18 protein-coding genes are annotated in these 21,154 nt (G+C 50.1%); 3 read left to right on the top strand and 15 right to left on the bottom strand.

Features of this window, described 5'->3' with window-relative positions; all coding sequences use genetic code 11:
* Nucleotides 1–198: 198 nt before the first annotated feature.
* Genes DFP95_RS25975 through DFP95_RS25965 form a run of 3 tightly spaced genes read left to right on the top strand, consistent with a single transcriptional unit; the run spans nt 199 to nt 3,410 of the window.
* Entirely contained in the window at nt 199–924 is a 726-nt protein-coding gene (locus DFP95_RS25975; RefSeq protein ID WP_115995595.1) for a glycosyltransferase family 2 protein, read from the top strand.
* A gap of 27 nt (nt 925–951) precedes the next feature.
* The gene (locus DFP95_RS25970; protein ID WP_115995594.1) at nt 952–2,031 is read left to right on the top strand and encodes a glycosyltransferase family 4 protein; all 1,080 of its coding nucleotides are present in this window, start codon (nt 952–954) and stop codon (nt 2,029–2,031) included.
* Nucleotides 2,025–3,410 (top strand): glycosyltransferase family 2 protein, encoded by a 1,386-nt coding sequence (locus DFP95_RS25965; protein WP_115995593.1) that lies wholly within the window; start codon nt 2,025–2,027, stop codon nt 3,408–3,410. The genes DFP95_RS25970 and DFP95_RS25965 overlap by 7 nt, the downstream gene beginning before the upstream one ends.
* A 38-nt stretch (nt 3,411–3,448) precedes the next feature.
* Here the strand turns inward: DFP95_RS25965 and DFP95_RS25960 are convergent, their stop codons facing one another.
* The 15 genes from DFP95_RS25960 to DFP95_RS25890 form a co-directional block, all read right to left on the bottom strand.
* Nucleotides 3,449–4,186 (bottom strand): glycosyltransferase family 2 protein, encoded by a 738-nt coding sequence (locus DFP95_RS25960; RefSeq protein ID WP_115995592.1) that lies wholly within the window; start codon nt 4,184–4,186, stop codon nt 3,449–3,451.
* Entirely contained in the window at nt 4,177–5,112 is a 936-nt protein-coding gene (locus tag DFP95_RS25955) for an NAD-dependent epimerase/dehydratase family protein (RefSeq protein ID WP_115995591.1), read from the bottom strand. The genes DFP95_RS25960 and DFP95_RS25955 overlap by 10 nt, the downstream gene beginning before the upstream one ends.
* Complete coding sequence (locus DFP95_RS25950; protein WP_115995590.1) at nt 5,109–5,969, bottom strand: dTDP-4-dehydrorhamnose reductase family protein; 861 nt, start codon at nt 5,967–5,969, stop codon at nt 5,109–5,111. The genes DFP95_RS25955 and DFP95_RS25950 overlap by 4 nt, the downstream gene beginning before the upstream one ends.
* Nucleotides 5,966–6,949, bottom strand: coding sequence for a polysaccharide biosynthesis protein (locus tag DFP95_RS25945; RefSeq protein WP_115995589.1), 984 nt, complete (start codon nt 6,947–6,949; stop codon nt 5,966–5,968). Before DFP95_RS25945 ends, DFP95_RS25950 begins: the two co-directional genes overlap by 4 nt.
* Nucleotides 6,942–8,033, bottom strand: coding sequence for a non-hydrolyzing UDP-N-acetylglucosamine 2-epimerase (wecB, locus tag DFP95_RS25940; protein WP_115995588.1), 1,092 nt, complete (start codon nt 8,031–8,033; stop codon nt 6,942–6,944). The genes DFP95_RS25945 and wecB overlap by 8 nt, the downstream gene beginning before the upstream one ends.
* A 4-nt stretch (nt 8,034–8,037) precedes the next feature.
* On the bottom strand, nt 8,038–9,558 hold the full coding sequence (locus DFP95_RS25935; RefSeq protein WP_115995587.1) for a glycosyltransferase family 4 protein: 1,521 nt from the start codon (nt 9,556–9,558) through the stop codon (nt 8,038–8,040).
* A gap of 96 nt (nt 9,559–9,654) precedes the next feature.
* Entirely contained in the window at nt 9,655–10,776 is a 1,122-nt protein-coding gene (locus tag DFP95_RS25930) for a CgeB family protein (RefSeq protein ID WP_115995586.1), read from the bottom strand.
* 36 nt (nt 10,777–10,812) lie between these two features.
* Entirely contained in the window at nt 10,813–11,913 is a 1,101-nt protein-coding gene (locus DFP95_RS25925) for a CgeB family protein (protein WP_115995585.1), read from the bottom strand.
* A gap of 150 nt (nt 11,914–12,063) precedes the next feature.
* Nucleotides 12,064–17,850 carry a PKD domain-containing protein gene (locus tag DFP95_RS25920; protein WP_181907615.1) on the bottom strand — a complete coding sequence of 1,929 codons (5,787 nt, stop codon included), beginning with the start codon at nt 17,848–17,850 and terminating at the stop codon, nt 12,064–12,066.
* 499 nt (nt 17,851–18,349) lie between these two features.
* Nucleotides 18,350–19,246, bottom strand: coding sequence for a copper amine oxidase N-terminal domain-containing protein (locus DFP95_RS25915; protein WP_181907614.1), 897 nt, complete (start codon nt 19,244–19,246; stop codon nt 18,350–18,352).
* A gap of 215 nt (nt 19,247–19,461) precedes the next feature.
* Nucleotides 19,462–19,764, bottom strand: a complete 303-nt coding sequence (locus tag DFP95_RS25910; protein ID WP_115995582.1) for a hypothetical protein — start codon at nt 19,762–19,764, stop codon at nt 19,462–19,464.
* Nucleotides 19,765–19,786: 22 nt separating this feature from the next.
* On the bottom strand, nt 19,787–20,059 hold the full coding sequence (locus DFP95_RS25905; protein WP_115995581.1) for a hypothetical protein: 273 nt from the start codon (nt 20,057–20,059) through the stop codon (nt 19,787–19,789).
* Nucleotides 20,056–20,391, bottom strand: coding sequence for an alpha-helical endospore appendage domain-containing protein (locus tag DFP95_RS25900; RefSeq protein WP_115995580.1), 336 nt, complete (start codon nt 20,389–20,391; stop codon nt 20,056–20,058). The genes DFP95_RS25905 and DFP95_RS25900 overlap by 4 nt, the downstream gene beginning before the upstream one ends.
* A 29-nt stretch (nt 20,392–20,420) precedes the next feature.
* Nucleotides 20,421–20,711, bottom strand: coding sequence for a nucleoside-diphosphate sugar epimerase (locus DFP95_RS25895; RefSeq protein WP_115995579.1), 291 nt, complete (start codon nt 20,709–20,711; stop codon nt 20,421–20,423).
* A gap of 67 nt (nt 20,712–20,778) precedes the next feature.
* Nucleotides 20,779–21,030: a hypothetical protein gene (locus tag DFP95_RS25890; RefSeq protein WP_115995578.1), complete on the bottom strand. Its 252-nt coding sequence runs from the start codon at nt 21,028–21,030 to the stop codon at nt 20,779–20,781.
* Nucleotides 21,031–21,154 lie beyond the last annotated feature (124 nt).

The raw sequence follows: 21,154 nt of genomic DNA, 5'->3' as shown, positions 1-21,154 counted from the left end.
AGTCACGAGTATGCTTGTCTCTGTTTCCCGGCGCCCAAGCCTCCCCATGTTCAACCTCAGGTATTCGCTTCGAATCTCAATCCCTTCGACATTCGGTTGAAAATAGGCAGTTACGACTGGTTCAACCGTCGTGGCGGCAAGTGTCCTGTCCACATAAACTAGCACATACCACTTTGCTCATTCGGTCTGGAGGTAACTATGGCGAATAATGATCTTTTTCCGCTCGTCAGCGTAATTATTCCGTTCTACAATTGTCCTTACATCGACCAAGCGGTTGCTAGCGTGCTCAACCAAACGTACCCTAATATCGAAATACTCGTCGTGGACGACGGTTCGACCATTCATCAGAATAAGCTGGATCCCTTCCGTTCCCGGATCCATTACTTCGGCAAAGCCAACGGAGGTACGGGTAGCGCCCTGAACTACGGCTTGCGTGCTGCCGGAGGCAAATACTTCGCTTGGTTGAGCTCGGACGATCTCATGTATCCCCACAAGATCGCCCGACAGGTCGATTTCATGGAGAAGCACCAGGCACTCATCAGCTGTACGGACTTCCATCTCATCAACAATTTCAACCAGATTACGATGCGTGCGCTTGCCGTGAAGTTTCCCAGTCTCCGCAAATTGATCGAAGCCTTGCTCACCTTCTGCCCGATTAATGGTTCCACCGTCATGATGCATCGCTCGATACCTGGTCGCATCGGCTTTTTCAATGAGTCATTAGCTTGCACTCAAGATTACGAATATTGGCTCAGAGTTCATCTGACGAGAATCGATTTCTATTTTATCAACGAGGTTCTGACGCTATACAGGTGGCATGAGGGAATGGGATCCGTGCAGAAAAAAGCGATCGTAGATCACGAGTTTAATATCGTGCGCGACCGGTACGCTCCACAGATGCGTGCTTTGCTTAACCTCTTGTGACATTCGATCATCGAGGGGAGGGATTTCATGAAGGTACTATTCGTATTCATCGTGCCGAGCGGCGGCGTGGATACCTTGAATCGGTTAAGGTATAGGGCTCTTCTCTCCAAGGGGATATACAGCCACTTTCTTTATTTCCGTCAAGGAAGCGGATCCTCTAGCCTCCCTCCGGAAATACCTGTTTTCTATGCTTCGGACCCGCCGGCCATCAAGCATATTCTGAATTACTACGATTTCGATTGCATCGTAGTCACATCCTTTTTTCTTAAATTGTTGTTGTTCCGGCAGCTGGGCTTCACCAAACCGATCATTTTCGAGGTCCAAGGCTTCGGCACCCCAGAGGCCGCCCGTACGAATTTATTCAATGCGCTGCCTTTCGTAGATAACAACGCCAATGCTTTGCTATATCCCTCTACGCCGCATATCGGGGATCTATTGCACCAATTGTATCCCCTGAAGCCGAAATTCGCATTCGCCAACCCTTTCGATCCGGACGCTTTCCGCGGGCCGCAGCTCGACCGGCTGCCTTTTACCCCCCTTGTCTGGATCGGACGGTTGGAAGACAACAAAAATTGGCGGGACTTTCTAAGGATCGGCAGACAAGTCGTCAATATGCAGCCGAAAGTCAGATTGTTGATGTTCAGCGATCCCGATGTAGCTGTACCCGGAGAAAACGAACAATTGATGGAGATGACAGAGACTCTAGGATTGACAAATCACATTATTCACCACCACAACGTTCCTCGCGATCATATGCCGGCTTATTATTCGCAGATTGCCGCGTCCGGCGGATCGATATGCATGACCTCCAAAGCCGAAGGTGCCCCGTATGTCGCTTTGGAAGCTTTAATATGCGGATGTCCGGTCGTCACCTCGAATTCGGACGGAGTACGATCGGCCATCATCGACGAAGTGACCGGGCTTTACTATAACCATGGAGATATCGACGGAGCTGCGCGGCAGATCATGCGGGTGCTCACCGATAGAAAATTAAGAAAATCCCTTGCCGAAAAGGGTAAAAAACATGTGCGGAGTGATTTCTCGATGGAAAAATACGCGTCTCATTTCTCCGACATGCTCTTGGCCGTTGGGGTGACGTCATGTTAACAAGCATCGTTATCCTTACCATGAACAACCTCGATCAAACTCTTCGTTGCATTCACAGCATACGAACCTTTACGGACAGTCCTTACGAGCTCATTTTCGTTGACAACGGTTCGACGGACGGTTCGGTTGCCTGGTTATCGCAACAGCCGGACGTTTCATTGATCGCGAACCGAACCAATAAGGGTTTCGCCGCCGCGTGCAATCAAGGCGCGGCTTTGGCGACCGGAGACCACATTCTGTTGCTCAACAACGACACTATCGTATCCCACCGTTGGTTATCCGTCATGCTCCAATGCTTACATTCCAACGAACGAATAGGCATCGTCGGTCCGAAGTCCAACTTCGTGCTACCCATGCAGAAAATTCCGGCGGACGTAAGCAACGAAGGGCAATATCATATGTTTGCCCAAGGCTTTAATCGTCACAATCCCTCCTTGTGGCAGGATCTAACCGCCTTAAGCGGCTTCTGCATGCTGCTGCGCAAAAACACTTGGATCTCGCATGGAGGCTTCGACGAGTTATTCGGAGTCGGAGGTTATGAGGATATCGATCTCGGTTACCGCGTTCTGAAATCGGGATTGTTCCTCCGATTAGCCGGAGATGCCTTCGTCTATCACGAAGGAAATCGCAGCTTTAACGCCAACGCGATCGACACTTACGGCGTCGCCGCGGTTAATCGGAGAAATTTCATTCGCAAATGGGGCTTTAACCCGGAGAGGCTGATCCTTAACCACGATCCCGTTTTCCTACCCGATCGATTCGCTAGCCCCCATCCTCATCACGCTCCGTTAACTCCGGATTTGCCGAGCGGATGGTATGGTCTCGCCGATGACGGCTGCGTATATCGCGTGGAACGCGGGTACAAACGGCCCGTTCATTCCTACGATACTTTTCAGAGCATGAATTTAAGCTTAGATAGAGTGGGACGCTGCGGCTCCGCCCTCCTGCACTCATTGCCTACCGGAATTCCGATCGACTTGGGCAACTTTCCCCAAGGTTATCCCGATGTCTTCATAGCCCGTGATCCGGGAGGCGGCTTGCATGGCGTCGGCTACGGCATTAGATATCCGATCCGCAACGAAGCATCGATACAAGCTATCGGACTTAGGGCGGAGGAGTACATCCCTGTCAGTTACAAGCAAATATGGAGCTTGCCCGAAGGCTGGCCGCTTCAAGGCAACGTATGGGAAGAGCACGAGCTCTACGATCATTTGCTGTACCGCGGTCCGAACGGCGGCCTGTATTATAGCGAGGGCCAACGATTGCGTCCGATCGTCTGGGAGGCCACGCTGGATCGATTCGGATGGAACAAGAACAGGGCGGTCATTATTCCGAAATCCCTATTCCTCCGTACTCCTATCGGCTTCCCCATACACTAGCGAAAAAAAACGGTTGAGCAGATTTTCTGCCAACCGTTTTAATTAGGTTGAAGAGCCGATAGCAGATGTTGCATCCGCTGCGAATAAATTTCCTGTATACTGGCGATTTCCTGCTGGATCTCCTTCTGATGCCTTAACGTCCCCATTCCGGGATGTATTCGGTATTCCGTTAGAGGCTCGTTCAAGTATCCGATCGGAAATCCGGATAGTACGATGCGCATCCATAGATCGTAGTCGTGGGTAAACGGGAGCAACTCGTTGAATCCTCCCATGCGGTCGAAGAGCGCTCGCGTCATCATGACCGTGCAGCCGTTAACCGTGTTGCTGACGAGCAAAGAACGATAGAAATGGAGCATCGATCTATCGTGCAGAGCTATCGGCTGCTTATCGACTTCTCCGTAACCGTTCATTCGCCAGAAAGCGGTATGGCTGATCGAGTATCCGCTTTCGTTCATGAACCGTAATTGCTTCTCGATCTTATCCGGCCTGAAGCGATCATCCGAGCTTAGCCAAGCCACGTATTTCCCCCTTGCGCCCCGAAAGCCCGCATTTAAGGCACTCGCCGTTCCGCCGTTTCGCTTGTTCAAGACGCTGATACGTCCGTCGAACTGCTGCAGGTGTTCCGTCTCCCGGTCCGAACCGTCATTAACGACCAAAATTTCGATAGGCTCGTAGGTTTGCGCAAGCGCGCTCCCCAGAGCCTCCCGAATATATGGATCGTTGTAGAACGGAATCACGATCGTAACGCTCGGTCTGCTGTTCGAGTCTAGTCGAATGCGGATCCTCCCCTTTCCCTCAGCCTGCGCGCGCGTTCATCTTCCAGCGCGTCCTCGATCGACTCCCGGAAGGAACGGACGGGCTTCCAGCCGAGCGCGCGAATCGCCGAAGTATCTCTTGACGGCGGCGAGGCCGGTTGAGGGGCGTTTCCCACGAGCCACGGAAGCGCGGTGAGCGACGCCTCATCGAATGTCTTCCGGACGTCTCCCAAGGTGCGGAAGGTTCCGGACTCAAGCGCGTAAGTTTCCCCCGGCTTACCTTCGTTAAGCACGATCTCGTAGCCGGCCACCGCATCCCTAACATCCAGAAAGTCCCTGGATTCCTCCAGCGAAGACAGCTTGAAGGGCTGTAAATCGCCGCCCGACTCCTCCGCCGCAACCGCCCAACGGGCGATCTTACCGCATAGTCCCGCGTTGCCTCCCGGGCCGATGAGATTGGACGGCTCGGCAATCATCGCGGATATGCCGTACCAACGATGCCACGCTTTAGCCGCCTCGACTTGAAGCGTCTTGCTAAAGCCGTAGGGATGAGCGGCATCGGACAATTCCCCCGTCGACGAGCGAAGTAAAGTGCCGACGACCAGTAACCTGCTAGATCCGATAACTCGCGATCCCTCTAAGAGGTTAACCGTAGACAGCAGATTTCCGGACAGCGTCGAAGCCGGTTCTCTCCATGAATAATCCACCGAGTTCCGCCCGGCCAAATGCAGGATCGCCGCCGGTTCCAAGCGCTTCAGCAGCCGCAACACCGCGTCCGCGTCCGTAAGATCGCAGCTTACGGCATGCGTCGACCCGCGAGGTGCGATACCCGTCGAACGAGGCGACAGGAGGGCAATTACCTCCCATCCCGCTTCGGCGAACCGATCGCACGCATGCCCTCCCGTAAAACCGTTCGCTCCGGTAATAAGTATTGTGCGAGAGGTCATAACGCGTTCATCCACTGGTGCATCTGGGAGAGCATCTCGGGATAGCGAAGCGACCGATAGCCGAAGTCTAACCTGCCGACGATTAGCGTACGATCGATTACCGGTTCTTCTTCCGGAACGATCGTCACGTTCCTCTTGTCGAATTGATCGCGCATCAGCAATAGCAGGTCATGCTTGGAAACCATCTCGGCAGCCGTGAGATGAACCAAACCTCCCGTTTCGGGATGATCGATCAGCCATGCGACCGCTTTGGCCAGTTCCAACGTCGTTACTCCGTTCCATAACACCTTCCGATAACCTCTGATTTCGCCTTCTTGCGCAAGAAACCATTTCATCAAGCCGATGCCCGAGGGATTGCTATCCGGTCCGATGATAGACGTGCGAATCGTAACATGCCTTGGATCGCGTATTTCCCCCATGGCCTTGCTTCTCGCGTAAACCGTAGTTCCGTCCGGCATGTCTTCTTCGGAATACTTACCTCGACTGCCGGAGAATACGCAATCGGAGCTAATATGAAAGAGCCTCGCTCCTACTCGATCTCCCCAATAGCGAAGCCAATGCGGAAGCAGTCCATTCACTCTGAAGGCATCGAGAGGGTGATCTTCCGCATGCATATTCAGAATGCCTACCGCATTCAGGATAAGCTCGGGCTTCGTTTGCTCGATCAACTCTCTTACATCTTCGAATGAACGGACATCCAGCTCCCGAACCTGAAGGCCTTCAAGCGCCTTCTCGGTTCGTGCCGGAATAGAACGGGGCCTTACCGTAACCGTAATCTCATGCTCCGTGCTTCGCTTCAAGTAGGAGGCTAACATATGGCCGGCCATTCCGTTTCCGCCAAGCAGGACGATTCTCATATCAGAAAACCTCCGCGTTCCAGCATTGCCCGGATTTCTTTTTTATCCATAAGAGATTGGCTGGAAGAGAAACTTTCGAAATCTACTTGCTGATAAGGAGCATAATGTCCGCGCAAACCAGGTATATCCAACGTAGGAAGAATGACCAGATACTGATCGTCGTAAACGATCGTGTTCAGGCTTTCGTATTCCGTTAGCAGAATCTCGTGAATTTTCTCTCCCGGCCGGATGCCCGTTTCTACCATTTCCACGCTTTTGCCCATGGCCTCCATCAACACCTCCGCCAAATCCACGATTCGGCAGGTCGGCATCGTCATGACGAATATTTCACCGCCAATGCTTTGTACCGTCGCATTGAACAGCAAACGTATTGCGTCTTCAAGGGTCATGAAAAATCGGGTCATGCCGCGGTCGGTTAGGCTTACTTGGTTCTTGTGCTGAATTTGGTTCATGAACAGGTGAACGACGCTTCCATTCGTTCCGAGCACGTTGCCGCCTCTGACGCATACGAACTTCGTTTCGCTGCGAAGAAGGTTGGCGTATACGATCAATTTCTCCCCGATCGCTTTCGTCATGCCGTAGAAGTTGGACGGATTCGCCGCCTTGTCCGTCGAAATATTGATGACCCGCTCCACTTTATTCTCAATGGCCGCTTCTATGACGTTCTGCGTGCCTATTACGTTCGTTTTCAAAGCTTCGTAAGGTTGATCTTCGCAGACCGGCACGTGCTTTAATGCCGCTAGATGGAAGACGATGTCGACCCCTTTGCAAGCTTTCGAGAGCGCCTCGCGATCGCGGACGTCGCCAATGCAGAAGCTAAGCCGCGAATCTTCGAAAGCGCGGTTCATCGCCACCTGACTCGACTCGTTACGGGAGAAAACGATCACTTCCGCGGGACCGAGCGGCAATAGCTGCCGAATTAATTCGTAACCCCAAGAACCGGTCCCTCCGGTGACCAGGATTCGCCTGTCTTTAAACATCCCTTTTCCCTCCAAGCACAAATTTCGCCACTTTGTCGGACACGTTTTGTTCTAAATACCCTTCGGGGCAGTTCCAGTCGTCATTCAAAGACATCATCACTCTTGCCGCGTTCAAGATCGCATCGGGATCAAGCCCCGCGACCACGTTGCTACCGCAATCCACGGTTTCCGGTCTCTCCGTCGTATGACGGACGGTTACGGTCGGCACTCCGAAAATGCAGCATTCCTCTTGGACGGTGCCGCTGTCGGTTAACGCCAAGCGGGCATTCTTCTCCAATCGGACGAAGTCGAAGAAGCCGAACGGCTCATGAAACGTAACTAACGGATCGATCGATTGGCGGACTTCTTCGGACAATCTCGATCTCGTGCGCGGATGCAGGCTGCAGATTAACGGAAGCTGATGTTCCGCTGCCGTCCGGCTCAAGCCGAGCATAATGCCCCCCAGTGTTTCCGGATCGTCGACGTTCTCCGCGCGGTGAATCGTCGCGAGCAAGTATTGATGCGGCGAGAGGCCAAGCCGTTCCAGAACGGTACTATCTTCGATCTGTCGATCATAAAACCTCAGAACTTCGTATATCGGGTTTCCGGACTTGAATATGCGTTGAACCGGGAAGCCTTCCCGCAAGAGATTTTGCTTGCTGTTCTCGGTGTAAGGAAGGTTGTAGGTGGAAACGGAATCGATGATCCTTCTGTTCTTCTCTTCCGGAACGCGAAGATCGAAACAGCGATTGCCGGCTTCCATATGAACGACGGGAATGCCCATCCTCTCCGCGACCATGGCGCATAACGCGCTATTCGTATCCCCTAGAACGAGCACGCGGTCGGGAGCTTCCTTCCTGAGTAGCTGCTCGACTGCGCCGAACATGACCGAAAGCTGTCCCCCGATCGTTTCCTTGCGGTCGTCCAGCAGTAAATCCGGCGCGCGAAGTCCCAATTGCTCGAAGAATACCGCGCTTAAGCTTGGAGTGAAATTTTGCCCCGTATGGACGAGAACGTGCCGTTCGGCTAGTCGATCTAATTTGTTTATTAACACGCTAAGGCGGATAATTTCCGGCCGAGTTCCCAAAATCGTCACGACGCGCATGCCTTCACCTTCTTCTGCGATGTGCTTTTCTGCCCGCTTTCCTTATGCGAGAAGGACGCAAGCGCCGCTTCCCGATCCGGTGCCTCTTGTTCGATTTCCTTTTCAATCGTTTCTTTCGTTTTCTCGCTTTCGGCGGAACGTCCGGTTGCAATTCCAAGATTGAATGCCCCGAAGGTAGCTGGTGCAAATCTCCATCGGGCACGTCGGTAACCTCATTGAACAAGTAGCCTCTTTGCCTGAAAGACAATTCCGATGCGAACGGTCTTTTAACTCCGTTCTCGATTAGGAAAACGGTTGGCCCGCTCCCCCTCCACAGCGATGTCCGATGGAACCCCTGAGAATTGGGAAGCTGCGCGATAAGATCATCCAGCCTAGAACGGAAAGCTTCGACGCCGAATACTTGCAAAGACGTCTGCATATTGCGCTCTCCGACCGCCCTCAACAAGCCTTCGTTGCTTAGTAATATATTCACGCGCTCGGTAAGCCCGTTCACGTCCCCGGTGTTGGCTAAATACGCTTCGTTGCCCGTAGCGCTTAGAATCTCGTTAAGCCCGCCGGAGGCGAACGCAACGACTCCCTTGCCGAATACTAAACCTTCCAGCGCAGTCATTCCGAAACCTTCCGCCACAAGGCTAGGTACGACGACGACATCCATGACGGGATAGGCATGCTGGATTTGTTCCGCGAACGGCAGGAAGAGGAAACGATCCCCGTACCCCGATTGCTGAACCAGCTTCTGGCAATGACGGTAGTAGACGTCGTCCGCGGAATTTCCTATAACCAATGCCCGCGTTTTAACATCGCTTGCCACGATAGGAAGCATAGCTTTCAGGAACTGCTCCAAACCTTTGTTCGCATAGATGGTCGCTGCCAGATAACCCGCCACCCGGTGGTACTCTCCCCAACCGTATTGCTGACGAAGGCGGAAACGGTGATACACCCAGCTGTTCGGGAGGAGCTCTTCCTTGATCAAATAAGGAGGAAGCATGAATGTTTTGGCGGCTGGGGCTAACGTTCTAATCGGTTCGAGCGTCGTATGGGAGATTCCGATCACGATGTCGCTATGACCAGAGATAAACGAAACAACGTCTCCGCGCGACGGCCTATCCATGATCGTTTCCATTAACGCCCAAATCGTTGGTATTCCCATGGATTTGGCCGCCATTGCCGGCAGAGGATGAACGCTTGTATTAGAGAGCACGTAATCTGGACGCTCTTCGGCTAGCAATACGTGAACCCGGCTCCATGAGGGATGCTTCTTCAGCTCTTCGATTTCGTCAATGAAAGACGGCGCCGCCGTATAAAGCGAAATGCATAACGGAATATCGAGGACGATTACCCGTATCCCGAGCGATCTTGCCTTCTCGGCGATAGCTCCCGATTGGGGAACGACCATTACGCAATGAAACCGGTGAACCATCTCGCGAGCGAAGAGCAGGAGCAGCTTCTCCGCTCCCGTGACGAACACCGGACTGCAAATATGCGAGAAGAACATCAGCTTCGGTTTCCCGTCGACTCCGTTCATGACACAACGTACCTGTCTCTACCCATCGGTAAGTCCGTCGCCTCCTTTTGCCGAGTTGTACAATGTATGGATCGAATGTCTTTCCCGGCGCGGCTATTAACCATTCATCGTCAAATCCATGAGCTGATTCAGCCTGGAGACGTACGTGTGATCCCTTAGCGTCCTGCGCAGCCCTCTTAGCGCGATTTCTTGCCGTTCCTCCTCGTGTTCCAAGTAGTACTCCATCTTCGCCGCCAGATCTTCGGGGGAGTCATATGTGGCGATCTCTTGCCCGGGGATATAAAATTGGGCCAGATCTTCACGCCAATCCGTCAGTTGCAGCGCACCCGAAGCCGATATTTCGAAGGTTCTTGGATTAGGAGAAACGGCCGTAATCTCGGCCTTGTTCTGATTAAAGGTTCCGTCGTCGTGCGCCCGGTGTGAGTTGATGACGATTTTGTTGGCGTTGTACCTCTCGGAAGTTTCATCCGGCTCCATCCACTTGCCCAAGTCGATCAAGCTCTTCCATTGCTCGTATTCGTTCAATCGATCCCACCACATACCGGAAATATGCAGTCGCCTATGGGCTAATAACGGCATAAGCTGATTAAATAGAGCAACCCGGTTCCAATAGGCGGTGCCTATGAAACAAATCTCTCCGCGCATCGAATGAGGCGTATTTCTCGGATGGTAGGAACCCGGGAAAACGCCAAGCGGCAAATAGGAAACCCTTGAACAACCCCGTTCCGCATAAAAAGCGACGCAATTGCTCTCAAGAGTGAATACGTGGAAATAGTGGGTAGCAATACCCGCGGTTATATCGGTGTAATACGGATCGTCCGTAAACCAGATCGCCGTTCTGATGCCCATTTCGTTAATCGCTTGAACTTTGTCGACCGACATATGCATGCCATCCAGCACAAGCATCATATCGGGTCTGACTTTGGAGGCGACCTTCACGACGTCCTCGTCGGGAACGACCAAAGTAACTCTGTCCGCCACGGTTTTAAGCGTTTCGACGATTCCGTTATCCAGCGGCGAATATGGATATCCCTTGCCTGAGGTGACGTATAAAACGTGAATGGGGCGTTTGACAGGAACGGGCGTTGCCGCTCTGATGACGGCTTCGCATCTGCCTAGCCAATGTCCGTCCGCCCATCCTAGCGGATAACCATCGTCCCTACCCGCACGGTATGCCGGCTTGAAGCTATCCGCATAACGATTGTTCGCTCTCGCCATCCTTCATTCCCCCTATGCTTTTCAAACCCTCATTCACTATTGAAGCCCGATAGAACTCAAGAGCTTCCAGATTCGGTCGTTGAACGTGTGGTCTCTTTTCGTTCGGTTATAGCCTCGCGCCGCAACCCTCAGACGCTCTTCTTCGTGCGTTAAATAGTAATCCAGTTGTTGCACAAGCTGTTGCGCATTGCCGAATACTCCGATTTCCGCTCCGATGTTGTAGTGCTCCGGCAACTCGTTCCGCAAATCGGTAAGCTGCAAGGCACCGCACGCGGCCATCTCGAACGTGCGCGGATTAACGGATTCCGCCGGCCAGTTAATGCCGTTTAAATTATCCTTGCCTGCTTCAGTCGTACGATGGAGATTAATGACGATCTTGGCGCCGTTATAATACTTGGCGGTTTCCGGAACATCGATCCAGCCGTCGTGAACGAATTTCGACAGCATCGAAAAGTTGCTCATCCGGTCCCACAGTTTGCCTCCGATCAATACTTTCTTGTCCTCGAGGAATGGTGCGATCTGATCGAACAATTCGACCCTGTTCCAGAATGCGATACCGATAAAGCAAATATCGGTGCGATATTGCTGGGGGACAACCATCGGTTTGAAGATATCGAAATGCGCGGCTAGCGGCAGATGGAACACATTCGCGCATCCCACAGACTGATAGAGACTAATACAAGACTTCTCATGCGTGAAAACATAGTCGTAATGAGGAGCAATTGTCACGGTATGGTCGGTGACGTAGGGATCGTCCACGAACCAGATAACCGTCGGAATTCCCGACTGGCGAATCGCGTCTATCTGTTCCAGATGATCCGGCGGAAAGACGTGTAAGCCATTCATCACGATGACCGCATCCGGTCGATATTGCGCGGCCTGGATCTGCATTTCCGCCGCCGGCGATACGCGTACTTCCGTAACCTCGCTTTGCAAGGCTGAAATGACTCCCTGGTCGATCGCTTCGAAGCCTTGCGGCACATAAAGAATACGAGCTTTGCTGCGAGGGGGGTAGCTTCTCCTAACATTCTCGTCGATGCCTCTGCATGCCCCAAGTCTCCACCCGTCCGTCCAACCGTTCGCAAAGCCGTCTTTACGGCCTCGATTTCTGTTTACAGTCGCCGAATGGCTCCGCATCCTCATCACCCGCAATCAATATATGCGTTAGCTCAGGGTTGGACTTGGATACTTACCCGTCCATAGGACGAATTTAGGCGGGTAAAAAAGCGCCCGTTCTCTCGAGGGTTGCTCGGGAGAACGGGCGCTTACCTGTTAGCGAATGATATATCATTGAACGCGGTGCACTTGGACGTACTCATCGACTGTGCCTTTAATCAGAATCGGAACGATCGAAGCTTTCGTAACTCCATTACTATACGTAACCGTAAAGATAAAGCTATATGGGCCATGCGGCAAATCGGACAAGATCAATTCCGTATCCTCCTGGCGTAGCAACCCTTTCCACACCGCAAACCCAAGGGAAAAGATCGTTAGATCCTTACTAAGGCCGGCATTCGCCGCGGCAACCACCGCGATCGGCTTCGTATCGGAAGAACCCGTGTCCGTCACCGTCGCTTCCAGTGCGAATGCTTCCCCTGCCCAAAACACGTTTGCCTCCCGGTGCTTGTCCGGATATTTAACGTTCCAATTCAAACGGTGCTCCTCCCACTCGGGAGTATGGTTAACCTTCCCGGTTATGGCGAGCGCGCCGACCGTCAACTGTTTCGTTACGGTATCGCTGGCACCATCGGGATCCCTCACTGTTAACGCTACGGTATATATGCCCGGACGGTTTACCGAATCCTGCATCGTCAAGACCGGCTCCGCGGATACGCTGCTTCTAGTGAAGCCTCCCGGACCTCCGATGCTCCAACTATAGCTTAGGAGATCATTGTCCGGATCGGAGGAACGATTCAGGAACGTAATGACATCCCCTTCCCACGCCGGCTTAGGCGTCCAATCAAAGTCTGCAATCGGCGGTTTATTGGTTTCAATGACAAAGTATTTTCTTGAGCTCCAGTTTCCCCAATCATAATCGTCAAATGAACGTACCTGGATGTAAAGCGTGACGTGCTCGGGTAGATCGGCGCTTGCGTTCCATGAAATCGCGGATCCGTTTTTAATGCCTGAATCCAGGAGCAACGTACCGTTAAGACGATAAATTTGAACTTGATATTGGGCTTCCGGATCTCCGTCCTGATCGTTGTAAGTCCAGCTGAAGGTCGGCCGCAGCTCGGTTAATTCAGTCGGATTATTCGGATCCGTGCTGCTTGGAACGGTAACATTAGCCATAGGAATCCGGTTGTGGATCGTGATTTGACGTTCAAATTGAGCAGTAGCACCGTCCAAGTCTTCGACGACTTGACGAATGTTAAATGTACCCATGGTATTAAAAGATTTAATCCAAGAGGTTCGCGAAGTACTATAGAGCCCCTCTACCCCATTTGTGGTTAGGTTGCGAATGTAATACTCATGCTTCAGCTTTGTTCGGTCTCCATCCTCCGCGTCATAAGCCGTGGAGTCAATCGTGATATCGACGTCTCGGTATGTGTTCATGTAGCTTGTCGTAAATCCCGGTACCGGCGGCGAGTTAGGCGTAACGATTGTCGTTATGTTAATCTGCTGTTCGTTCCAGTCCGACCAAGCCCCGTATTCGTCTTTTACGGCCATGGCGGTCGTGTACAAGCCCATTTCAGTCGGCGTAATAAGCTTCTCGGATTTTGTCACTCCGCTTGGTGATACGAAGTAATACTTTCGTTCAATGATGCCTCTCGTGGACAGGTAGTTAATGCCTGTCGCAGGATCAGCTGACGAGTAATGGGTCGAGCTTAAATATCGATCCGGATCATAACTTGTATCTGCCCACTTGACCTTCTTGGTCGCAGCATCAATGGATAATGCATAGATAGACAAAGGTTTACGATGAACGATGATGTCTTGGCCGTACTCATTGGATAATTCCCGGTAATCGGCAAAAGCCATGCTTGGATACAAGTAATCCGGATTCGGATCATCTGGCACCTTGTACGTGATATTGTACAGTCCCACTTTGTCCAGGCTTGGCGGCACGCCCGTTGCATTCGTGCCGTGGTAGCTAGACAATCCCGATTTCCCATCCCCGGAATCCAGGAACTTGCTTGGATTCACATGCTGGATCTTCCAAGATTTCAGCAGATTCGCAATCGGATCATTCTCGGTATCGAAGTAACTTGACATAAAGGAAATCGGTTCTCCGACAATCGCGATGTTATCGAGTAACAATACGTCTGCTTTAGTTTCCGTTATGATCATTTTCTTGAACTCCACCAACGACGCATTTGCGAAAATACCGATCGTTCCTGCGCTTGCGAAGGTTTTGTCAGTCACGTTGATAACAGGAACGCCGTTCATATATACCTTGATTCTGTCGAACAACACATCCACTTTAACGGTGTAATAGGTGTCTAAGGCAAGAGAGTAATTGTATTCAGCTAGAACCGTTCTCTGGCCGTTCACTACTTTTAGAAGTTTCGTTTTGGACATGGAAGATTCAACGCGGTACATATTCTGATTATCGCCCCTCTTATTTCTGAAAGAGACGCCAGAGGTCGGATCTGTACCCGCACCGCTATTAATCTTCATTTGATAGGAAACGTTGAAATTGGCAAGGTCCGGAATCGTGTTGGAATAAAACATGCCAAATGTATCGTAATTATAGCCGCGTTGAGGCGCATCATCCGAAACATTTACGCATGTATCATTACTTCCGCAAATTTCAAGATAACCTTCCCCAACCTTTCCAAATCGATAATAGGAATTCCCAAGGCTACTACTAAGGTCAATTGATTTTTCTAACCCCGTCTCTAAGTCGAGCTGAAAGATCTTAGTTGGCGCTCTCGAATTCAAATAGTATAGGAATCCATTAATCGTTGGCTTTATATCCGCCTGACCTATGTCTTTAGACCATAATACAACATTTGGATTATCAAACGATCGTGCATAGATGGTTTGATCGTAGGAAGAGTTATACCCTTTGAACATCAGCGTATAGAAGACATTTTTATACCTCGTTAAAATTTGCTCGGGGTTAGTGGTAAGGGTTGTAGTTTGAAGGAGTACACCAGTTGCTTCATTTCGAACAATAAGCCTTGACTGACCATAATAACCGCCACTCTCATAGGTCGAATAGACAATTTTCGTACCATCCTCATTCCCTACGATACGAGTCCCGAAGCCGTACTTTCCACGATTATTGCTATAGGCACTCCCACTAGAAATACCATCGTCATAACTGATAAGATGGTCTCCCGTGTTTCCGTCCATTTTTGCCAACATCACGCCATATGTGCCTGCACTAGAGTTGAAGCTTCTCCATGTTTCATAGTACATGTTACCTTTGGAATCATATCCAATAGGATTCATGATTCCCGTTCCCGTGAAGTCACCGCCTATGTTTCCAGCAGGTACATCGCCTTTATAAATAGAGCCGATCGGATTCCCATAGATATTTGTAAAGGGATGCGTTGTAACCGTACCGTAATAAACCAAGCTTGGGTCAGGAGGAGAATTGGGATATCCATAGTCTCTATCTCTTGCTTCAATGAGTTTTGCGTTATGGTTGAATCTAATTACACTTATATCTTGAAGTTTGTGTGATCCCGCTATGAAATAAGAATCACCGACGGATGCGTTATAGTGTTCGCCGTTATACACGGATGCGATAGGTGCTGCACCCTCTGCTATGCCTTTAAACGTATACACCCTATCGTTATAACCTTGATCCGTGACAAAAATATATTGCAGTTCTTCATCCGCACCTTGATATTGTATGGTTGACAGCCTTCTTACTTCTACTCCATTTCTGTAAACGGCAATGCTGTCTAATGAGTTTGTAGCGATAACACGGATTTCGTAATCCATGTATTTAAATATGGGGTTACTAACATCACTTGCAAAAACGGGACCTACTGTTACTTGATCAAACGAAACTCCCTTCCAGCTATTCACTGGAGTTATGCCGCCAGGCGTATCGCTAAACAGATTGAACAGATTTACGGTAGAAATGGAATTCTCAGCCGTATCTATACTCCAAGGTTTACCGCCAATCGTTGTGCTCCACGCGGATGACATTAAATCATTCGGCCAGACCGAATACGTTACCCCCGGTTCTGGCGGAGAACCTACCTCGCCTTGAGCGTAGAAAGCGACTGTAGGACTGTCATTAATGACTTCCATCATAAAATTCTTTGAGTCTTGTTTGCCCCAATCTTCGACGACTCTAACATTAAACTGATACTTACCGACCTTCGTTGGATTCACGACAAACTGCTTGCTGCCGTCCATCGTCATCGTGGTGGGCGGTTCTAGATATAGACCATCGTTATTCGCATCGTATCTCATTTGAACTATGTTCGTAACAATCATATCCCCATCAGGGCTATAGGAAGTGTTCCTAAATGTAACCGGTACTCCCCGGACCGTTTTGGCTGTGTAACTTAGTTGCGCTACAGGCGGCAAGTCCGGCTTGACTTCAATATTGTGTACGGCAGGGCTGAGAGATCTTAAGCCTGCGCTATCATAAACATCTAGCTTTACCTGTTCAGTACCGACGACGCTATAAGAGGATTGTCTGTTCGCCCATTCATCTCGTGCATGGTCGATCGTACGTCCAATTGGGCTATAACTGTTATTCGCGTTTAATGGTATCGCCAGAGGTCTTCCCTCAATTACAGATGTTGATCCGGCAATGACCGGTATAGGATTCGGAGGGACGACAGTAACACACGCTACTCGAGTGACCGTAAGTCCCCATTGATCACGTAAGGTTCCTTTTCCGCAGAAAGTCCCTACGGTGTCCATCAGAACATCGTGAACTCCGTCCATATACCCCACGCCCTTGTTCGGGACATCTTGAGACCATTCGTTGTATGCCGAGAAATCGAAACCAAGAAACTCTACCCAATCCCCATCCGGATCGCTTGGCGCGGGATCGCTTAACATGACGATATCCAGTCTGGTTCCGACAACGACTGAAGTTTTGACGCCTGCGCGGTTAGGTTGATTTGGCAGAGTCCAGCCTGCTTCGAAAGTTGGCGGAGAGTTGCTTGTCGGTCCGCTTACATTAAGCGTCTTGGGACCTATCCAAGCGGATTCTCCGCAATTAGACGTTTTGATTTTCAAATACACGTTATGCGTTCCTACTCCGATAACGTATGGGTACGATGAACCGGTGAAGCTCGTGGTGCTCGTTTTCCCAGAAATCGCCGCAGACGTCCACGTGGACCCATCCTTCTCGATCTTGAACTGATGCGACATGTAGGTACAGCCCTTCAAGATGAAATTTATAGGCTTTAGGGCAAAGGAGTCTCTCCATGCTATGGATGAGGGAATAATATCGAAGTCGCCGGTGAAAGCGCTGTTGCTTTGATAGAAGAATGTGATATAAGCCGTTTTTTGCGAGGTTGTAAGATTTGCGGTCGCGTTGCCGCCTAACTGAGGCGAGTTTGAGTAGGCACTGTAGGACAAGCTGTACCCGTTAATCGAGCCATACACGCTGTTGGCCGAATAAGTTCTTGAACCGGGAACGGCAATCGTGTCGGAACTGACGGCTGACTGCGAGTAAGCGCCCGTGGTCGACGTTCGGACCATATGCCTAACGTTAATCGTCCCTTCTTCCTCCGGTTTATCGTAATAGTAATTGACGTAGTAATCGCCATACGATCCGTCATAAATTATAGGCGGCGGATCGGCAGGTGTTAATATCGCCGTTCCTCCCGATGGCGGCGAGACGGTACTTTTCTTCCATCCCTTATAGGTATATCCTGCACTGGATGGATACGAGTACGTGTAGCTCTGTCCGGAAGTCATGACTTCAGTTCGGTTCGGAAAGACGTTATTCAAGGACGTTCCGTCCGTAGCGAAGTGACTTATGTGTGCGGTGCCCGTTACCGCGATCGGCTCGACGATGATCGTGTAGAGGACGGGGACGTAGTAGCGATATCCGACGACTCCGGGGGCGTAGGTTCCATCTAAGTGTCGGGGTTCTCCGTTTAGTCCTATATTGGCAGTTAGAGTTACACCAGGAATTTTAATCATTCCACTTATATTTCCCGTACCTATACCTATTTCCGTCCCATCTTTAAATGGAATACCGTATGAAGTAGCAAAATATTGTTTATACGTATCATATCCCGTTCTTGTTGCCCGAAAATATTCTTCGTGCTTAGCATTACCTTCGATATATTTTGACGGTGTGACGCTTTTAATTTTATAACCATCAAAATTAAAATTATAAGAAAAACCTAAAATCGTTATACCTGTACTTCCGGGATATTTCCCATCCCCGGTCCAATCCCCCCCGGAATCCCTCCAAACTTCATAGTAACCCATTCCTACCCAATAACGTTTATTCGGATCATTATCATCCTGCACAGTCTCGGAGATACTTCCTGCAGATACACTTGGAGTAAACGTTGAAAAATTAGGAACGAAAGGTGCAATAAACGTCATAAAAATGGTTACGAGTAAAGAAAGAGCAAAGATTCTAGTCCTTGCTCTAGAAGGAATAAATAACTTCACAGGTTGCGCTCCCTTTTTACAGTCCAGTATTCTCGATGAGTACAAGATAGCCATTGTAATCAAAGGTAAGACCGATATACTTGGCTTCCTTCATGGTAAAACTTAAGTAGGTTTCATCATCTAGAGATACCTGGTCTACCGGAGAAACTACAGGATATTTATATTTTCTAGTGCCGTCAGGAAGTCGAACTGTCTTTGAATCAAGAGCAGTACGCACACGAGGTGTGTGTGTTTTAGACATATAAATAATCGCTGGCTTGTCAAACTTAAAATGCAATCCCATATTGTCACCAGCATTCCAAATATCATACAGAACATAATCATTGATCTTAACCGGTAAGTCTGAACGCTTTAAAATGTAGAATCCTTCAATCTTTCGATTTCCTGAACGCTTTAAGAAATATGAATCAGGAGAAATGTACTCCTTCAGTTCCCCCACAGGAGTAACCTCAATCCCCATCTCTTCCGGAGAAAGAACCTTGATTTCCTTCACTTCGCCAATAAAAACTGCCTTACTAGCAGCATTCCACTGCACTTTCTCTCCCATCGCTTCGGAAATAAACCGCAACGGGACATAAGTTCTTCCCTTATCCGATTGCGCGGCAAGGCCCAAATCTATTTTCTTTCCGTTCACCGATGCCGACTTGGCGCCGATAACGAGCTTGATCGTGCGATCGCCTTTAACGATCGTGATTTCTTTACCTGCCAACTTCAGCTCACCGGCAAGCTTGTCCGACACGAACCGCACCGGAACTAACACCTGGCTATTGATTATCTTGGGCTGCTGGTCGGGAAACATAACCCTGTCGCCATTAACTAAAACTTGAATCGGTTGTGCCGCGAGGGAAGCCGCAGGAATACTAAGCAATCCGACAAGCACAACGGATAACAACAAAACCATCATTTTCTTCATCTCATAACACTCCTTAAATTTGTATAAAAGGGCATAAAAAAGAGGAAGCACGGCCGACATCTGCTAAACGTCTGCGGGGTGCTTCCTCGCGATTAATATCCTGTTTTTGGTTAATTTATTATATAAACAACAAATACGATTCGTCAACAACTTTTGTGTCGACCGATTGAATATTTTGTTAATAAATAGCGGATTTCGGTTCTCTTGATCCCCTATTAAATCTGCTGCTCATACGCGATCTGATGACCGTCTTCGAACCCCTTGGCGAAACCCGCATTGTAACCTTCGTTGTATGCCTGGTTAAACCCGGCATTATACGAGGGTCCGCCCCCTCCGTCGACGCGTTGCCTTTTTCCCTTGACCCGTCGCTTGATTCCTTTACGAACGCGCAGCTTTCCATTGCCCGAACGGGATTTCCCCCGACGAACGATCTTCGACGATTTCTTCGAACCGCGGCTGCCGCCCGATTTTCTTTTACCGCTTTTACTCGCACCTGAAGAACGCTTTTTGCGTTTCAATCCGAGACACCTCCAGCAATTTTCAGTTACCCGGTCTTATGGCATCGGATAGCCAAGGAGAAGCCGGCTCCCCCCGGACGGGCGGACGCCAGCTCGTTCCGGATACCGTTCTAAGCAATGCGCCCTGCATCCCCGTCAATACGCGAACATGCTCTTGCAGAATCGCGGGAGAGACTCCAGCCGAAACCGTAACGTCCGCTACGCTTTCAAGTATTCTCGCTAGCGCCTCTTGGCTTCTCGTGATGGAGCTCATGAGTTGAAGCTTGATTTCCCATTCTTGCTGTAGCCGGTTCATTTGTCGCTATCTCCGGAATCCATTCCTCCGAACATGGAAGACATGCCGTCGGAATCGTCGTTATCGGGGTTAATGATGACTTTCAGATTGCGGCTAAGCCCGTTGCAGAGCTTCGTTAATCCGTCTATGACCTCGATGTTTTGTTCGTTCCACTGCAAACAAGTCGACAACTGATCATTGTGAGCTTCATAGGTATCGTTGGTGATATGGGTACACAACCAATTCCGGACTTTCTCGGCTTCGGCCGCTTTAGCTTCGAGTATCATGGCTACGTTCCATTGCATTTTCGCTATTGCGTCTAGCGTCTGATGGTAGGCTTCATCCCGACTCATCCTGTTTGCCCCCCTCTCCTATCCAACATTTACTCTTCGTCGGACGAATCGCCCATCGCTTTTACGACATGCGTCATGCTATCCGCGACTGCCTCTTGCAAATCCGCCAGGCTATTCAAATAAGAGATGACGCCTTTCGTTACGTTAGATGAACTATCAAGCAGCCCGTCAAGGCCGTTTAATTGCGGATGCTCATCCGGCAAAGCCTGAACCAAATGCGCCATCCGAACGGCCACATGCCTCTTGGCATCCAATATCCGCGCCATCTGCTGATGGGATTTGGACAAATGAACGACAATTTCCGTTAACAAATCCTGCATGCCTGCCGCATCCCCCATCCCTTAACGAATCGAGTTGATTTTGCATCCCTGCAAAACGTCTAATTACCTACAGCATATGCGTCCGCTCAGCGCTTGCCACAATGGCTAACACCCACATTCCGTTCGGGAAAACGATGAGGAAGTCAACAATAGCACCACCTCGCACGCTTATTTCCCTCCTCGGAGCGACTTTGTGGAAAATAACAACGCCTCGCACGCTTATTTCCCTTGGCAGAGCGACTTTGCGGAAAATAGCATCGCCTCGCACGCTTATTTCCCTTAGCTGAGCGAATTTGTGGAAAATAGCACCGCCTCGCACGCTTATTTCCCTCCTCGGAGCGACTTTGTGGTGATGTAAAGTAGTCTGTGTACCAAAATTTGGCGCCTTCTCAGGCAACAAAAAAGTAGGGTATTCTCGGGGTTACGAAGCCAACCAAGAAGGA

The sequence above is a fragment of the Cohnella lupini genome (genome assembly GCF_003386205.1).
GTDB classification, from domain to species: Bacteria; Bacillota; Bacilli; order Paenibacillales; family Paenibacillaceae; genus Cohnella; species Cohnella lupini.
The sequence above is the reverse complement of the archived record's forward strand: the minus strand, read 5'-3'. Positions and strand labels throughout refer to the sequence as shown.

Excerpts from the sequence above, each read along its gene's own strand:
- DFP95_RS25975 (WP_115995595.1), top strand. The coding sequence starts at position 199 with ATGGCGAATAATGATCTTTTTCCGCTCGTCAGCGTAATTATTCCGTTC.
- DFP95_RS25970 (WP_115995594.1), top strand. The coding sequence starts at position 952 with ATGAAGGTACTATTCGTATTCATCGTGCCGAGCGGCGGCGTGGATACC.
- DFP95_RS25965 (WP_115995593.1), top strand. The coding sequence starts at position 2,025 with ATGTTAACAAGCATCGTTATCCTTACCATGAACAACCTCGATCAAACT.
- DFP95_RS25955 (WP_115995591.1), bottom strand. The coding sequence starts at position 5,112 with ATGACCTCTCGCACAATACTTATTACCGGAGCGAACGGTTTTACGGGA.
- DFP95_RS25950 (WP_115995590.1), bottom strand. The coding sequence starts at position 5,969 with ATGAGAATCGTCCTGCTTGGCGGAAACGGAATGGCCGGCCATATGTTA.
- DFP95_RS25945 (WP_115995589.1), bottom strand. The coding sequence starts at position 6,949 with ATGTTTAAAGACAGGCGAATCCTGGTCACCGGAGGGACCGGTTCTTGG.
- wecB (WP_115995588.1), bottom strand. The coding sequence starts at position 8,033 with ATGCGCGTCGTGACGATTTTGGGAACTCGGCCGGAAATTATCCGCCTT.
- DFP95_RS25935 (WP_115995587.1), bottom strand. The coding sequence starts at position 9,558 with ATGAACGGAGTCGACGGGAAACCGAAGCTGATGTTCTTCTCGCATATT.
- DFP95_RS25930 (WP_115995586.1), bottom strand. The coding sequence starts at position 10,776 with ATGGCGAGAGCGAACAATCGTTATGCGGATAGCTTCAAGCCGGCATAC.
- DFP95_RS25925 (WP_115995585.1), bottom strand. The coding sequence starts at position 11,913 with ATGCGGAGCCATTCGGCGACTGTAAACAGAAATCGAGGCCGTAAAGAC.
- DFP95_RS25920 (WP_181907615.1), bottom strand. The coding sequence starts at position 17,850 with ATGATTAAAATTCCTGGTGTAACTCTAACTGCCAATATAGGACTAAAC.
- DFP95_RS25915 (WP_181907614.1), bottom strand. The coding sequence starts at position 19,246 with ATGAAGAAAATGATGGTTTTGTTGTTATCCGTTGTGCTTGTCGGATTG.
- DFP95_RS25905 (WP_115995581.1), bottom strand. The coding sequence starts at position 20,059 with ATGAACCGGCTACAGCAAGAATGGGAAATCAAGCTTCAACTCATGAGC.
- DFP95_RS25900 (WP_115995580.1), bottom strand. The coding sequence starts at position 20,391 with ATGAGTCGGGATGAAGCCTACCATCAGACGCTAGACGCAATAGCGAAA.
- DFP95_RS25895 (WP_115995579.1), bottom strand. The coding sequence starts at position 20,711 with ATGCAGGATTTGTTAACGGAAATTGTCGTTCATTTGTCCAAATCCCAT.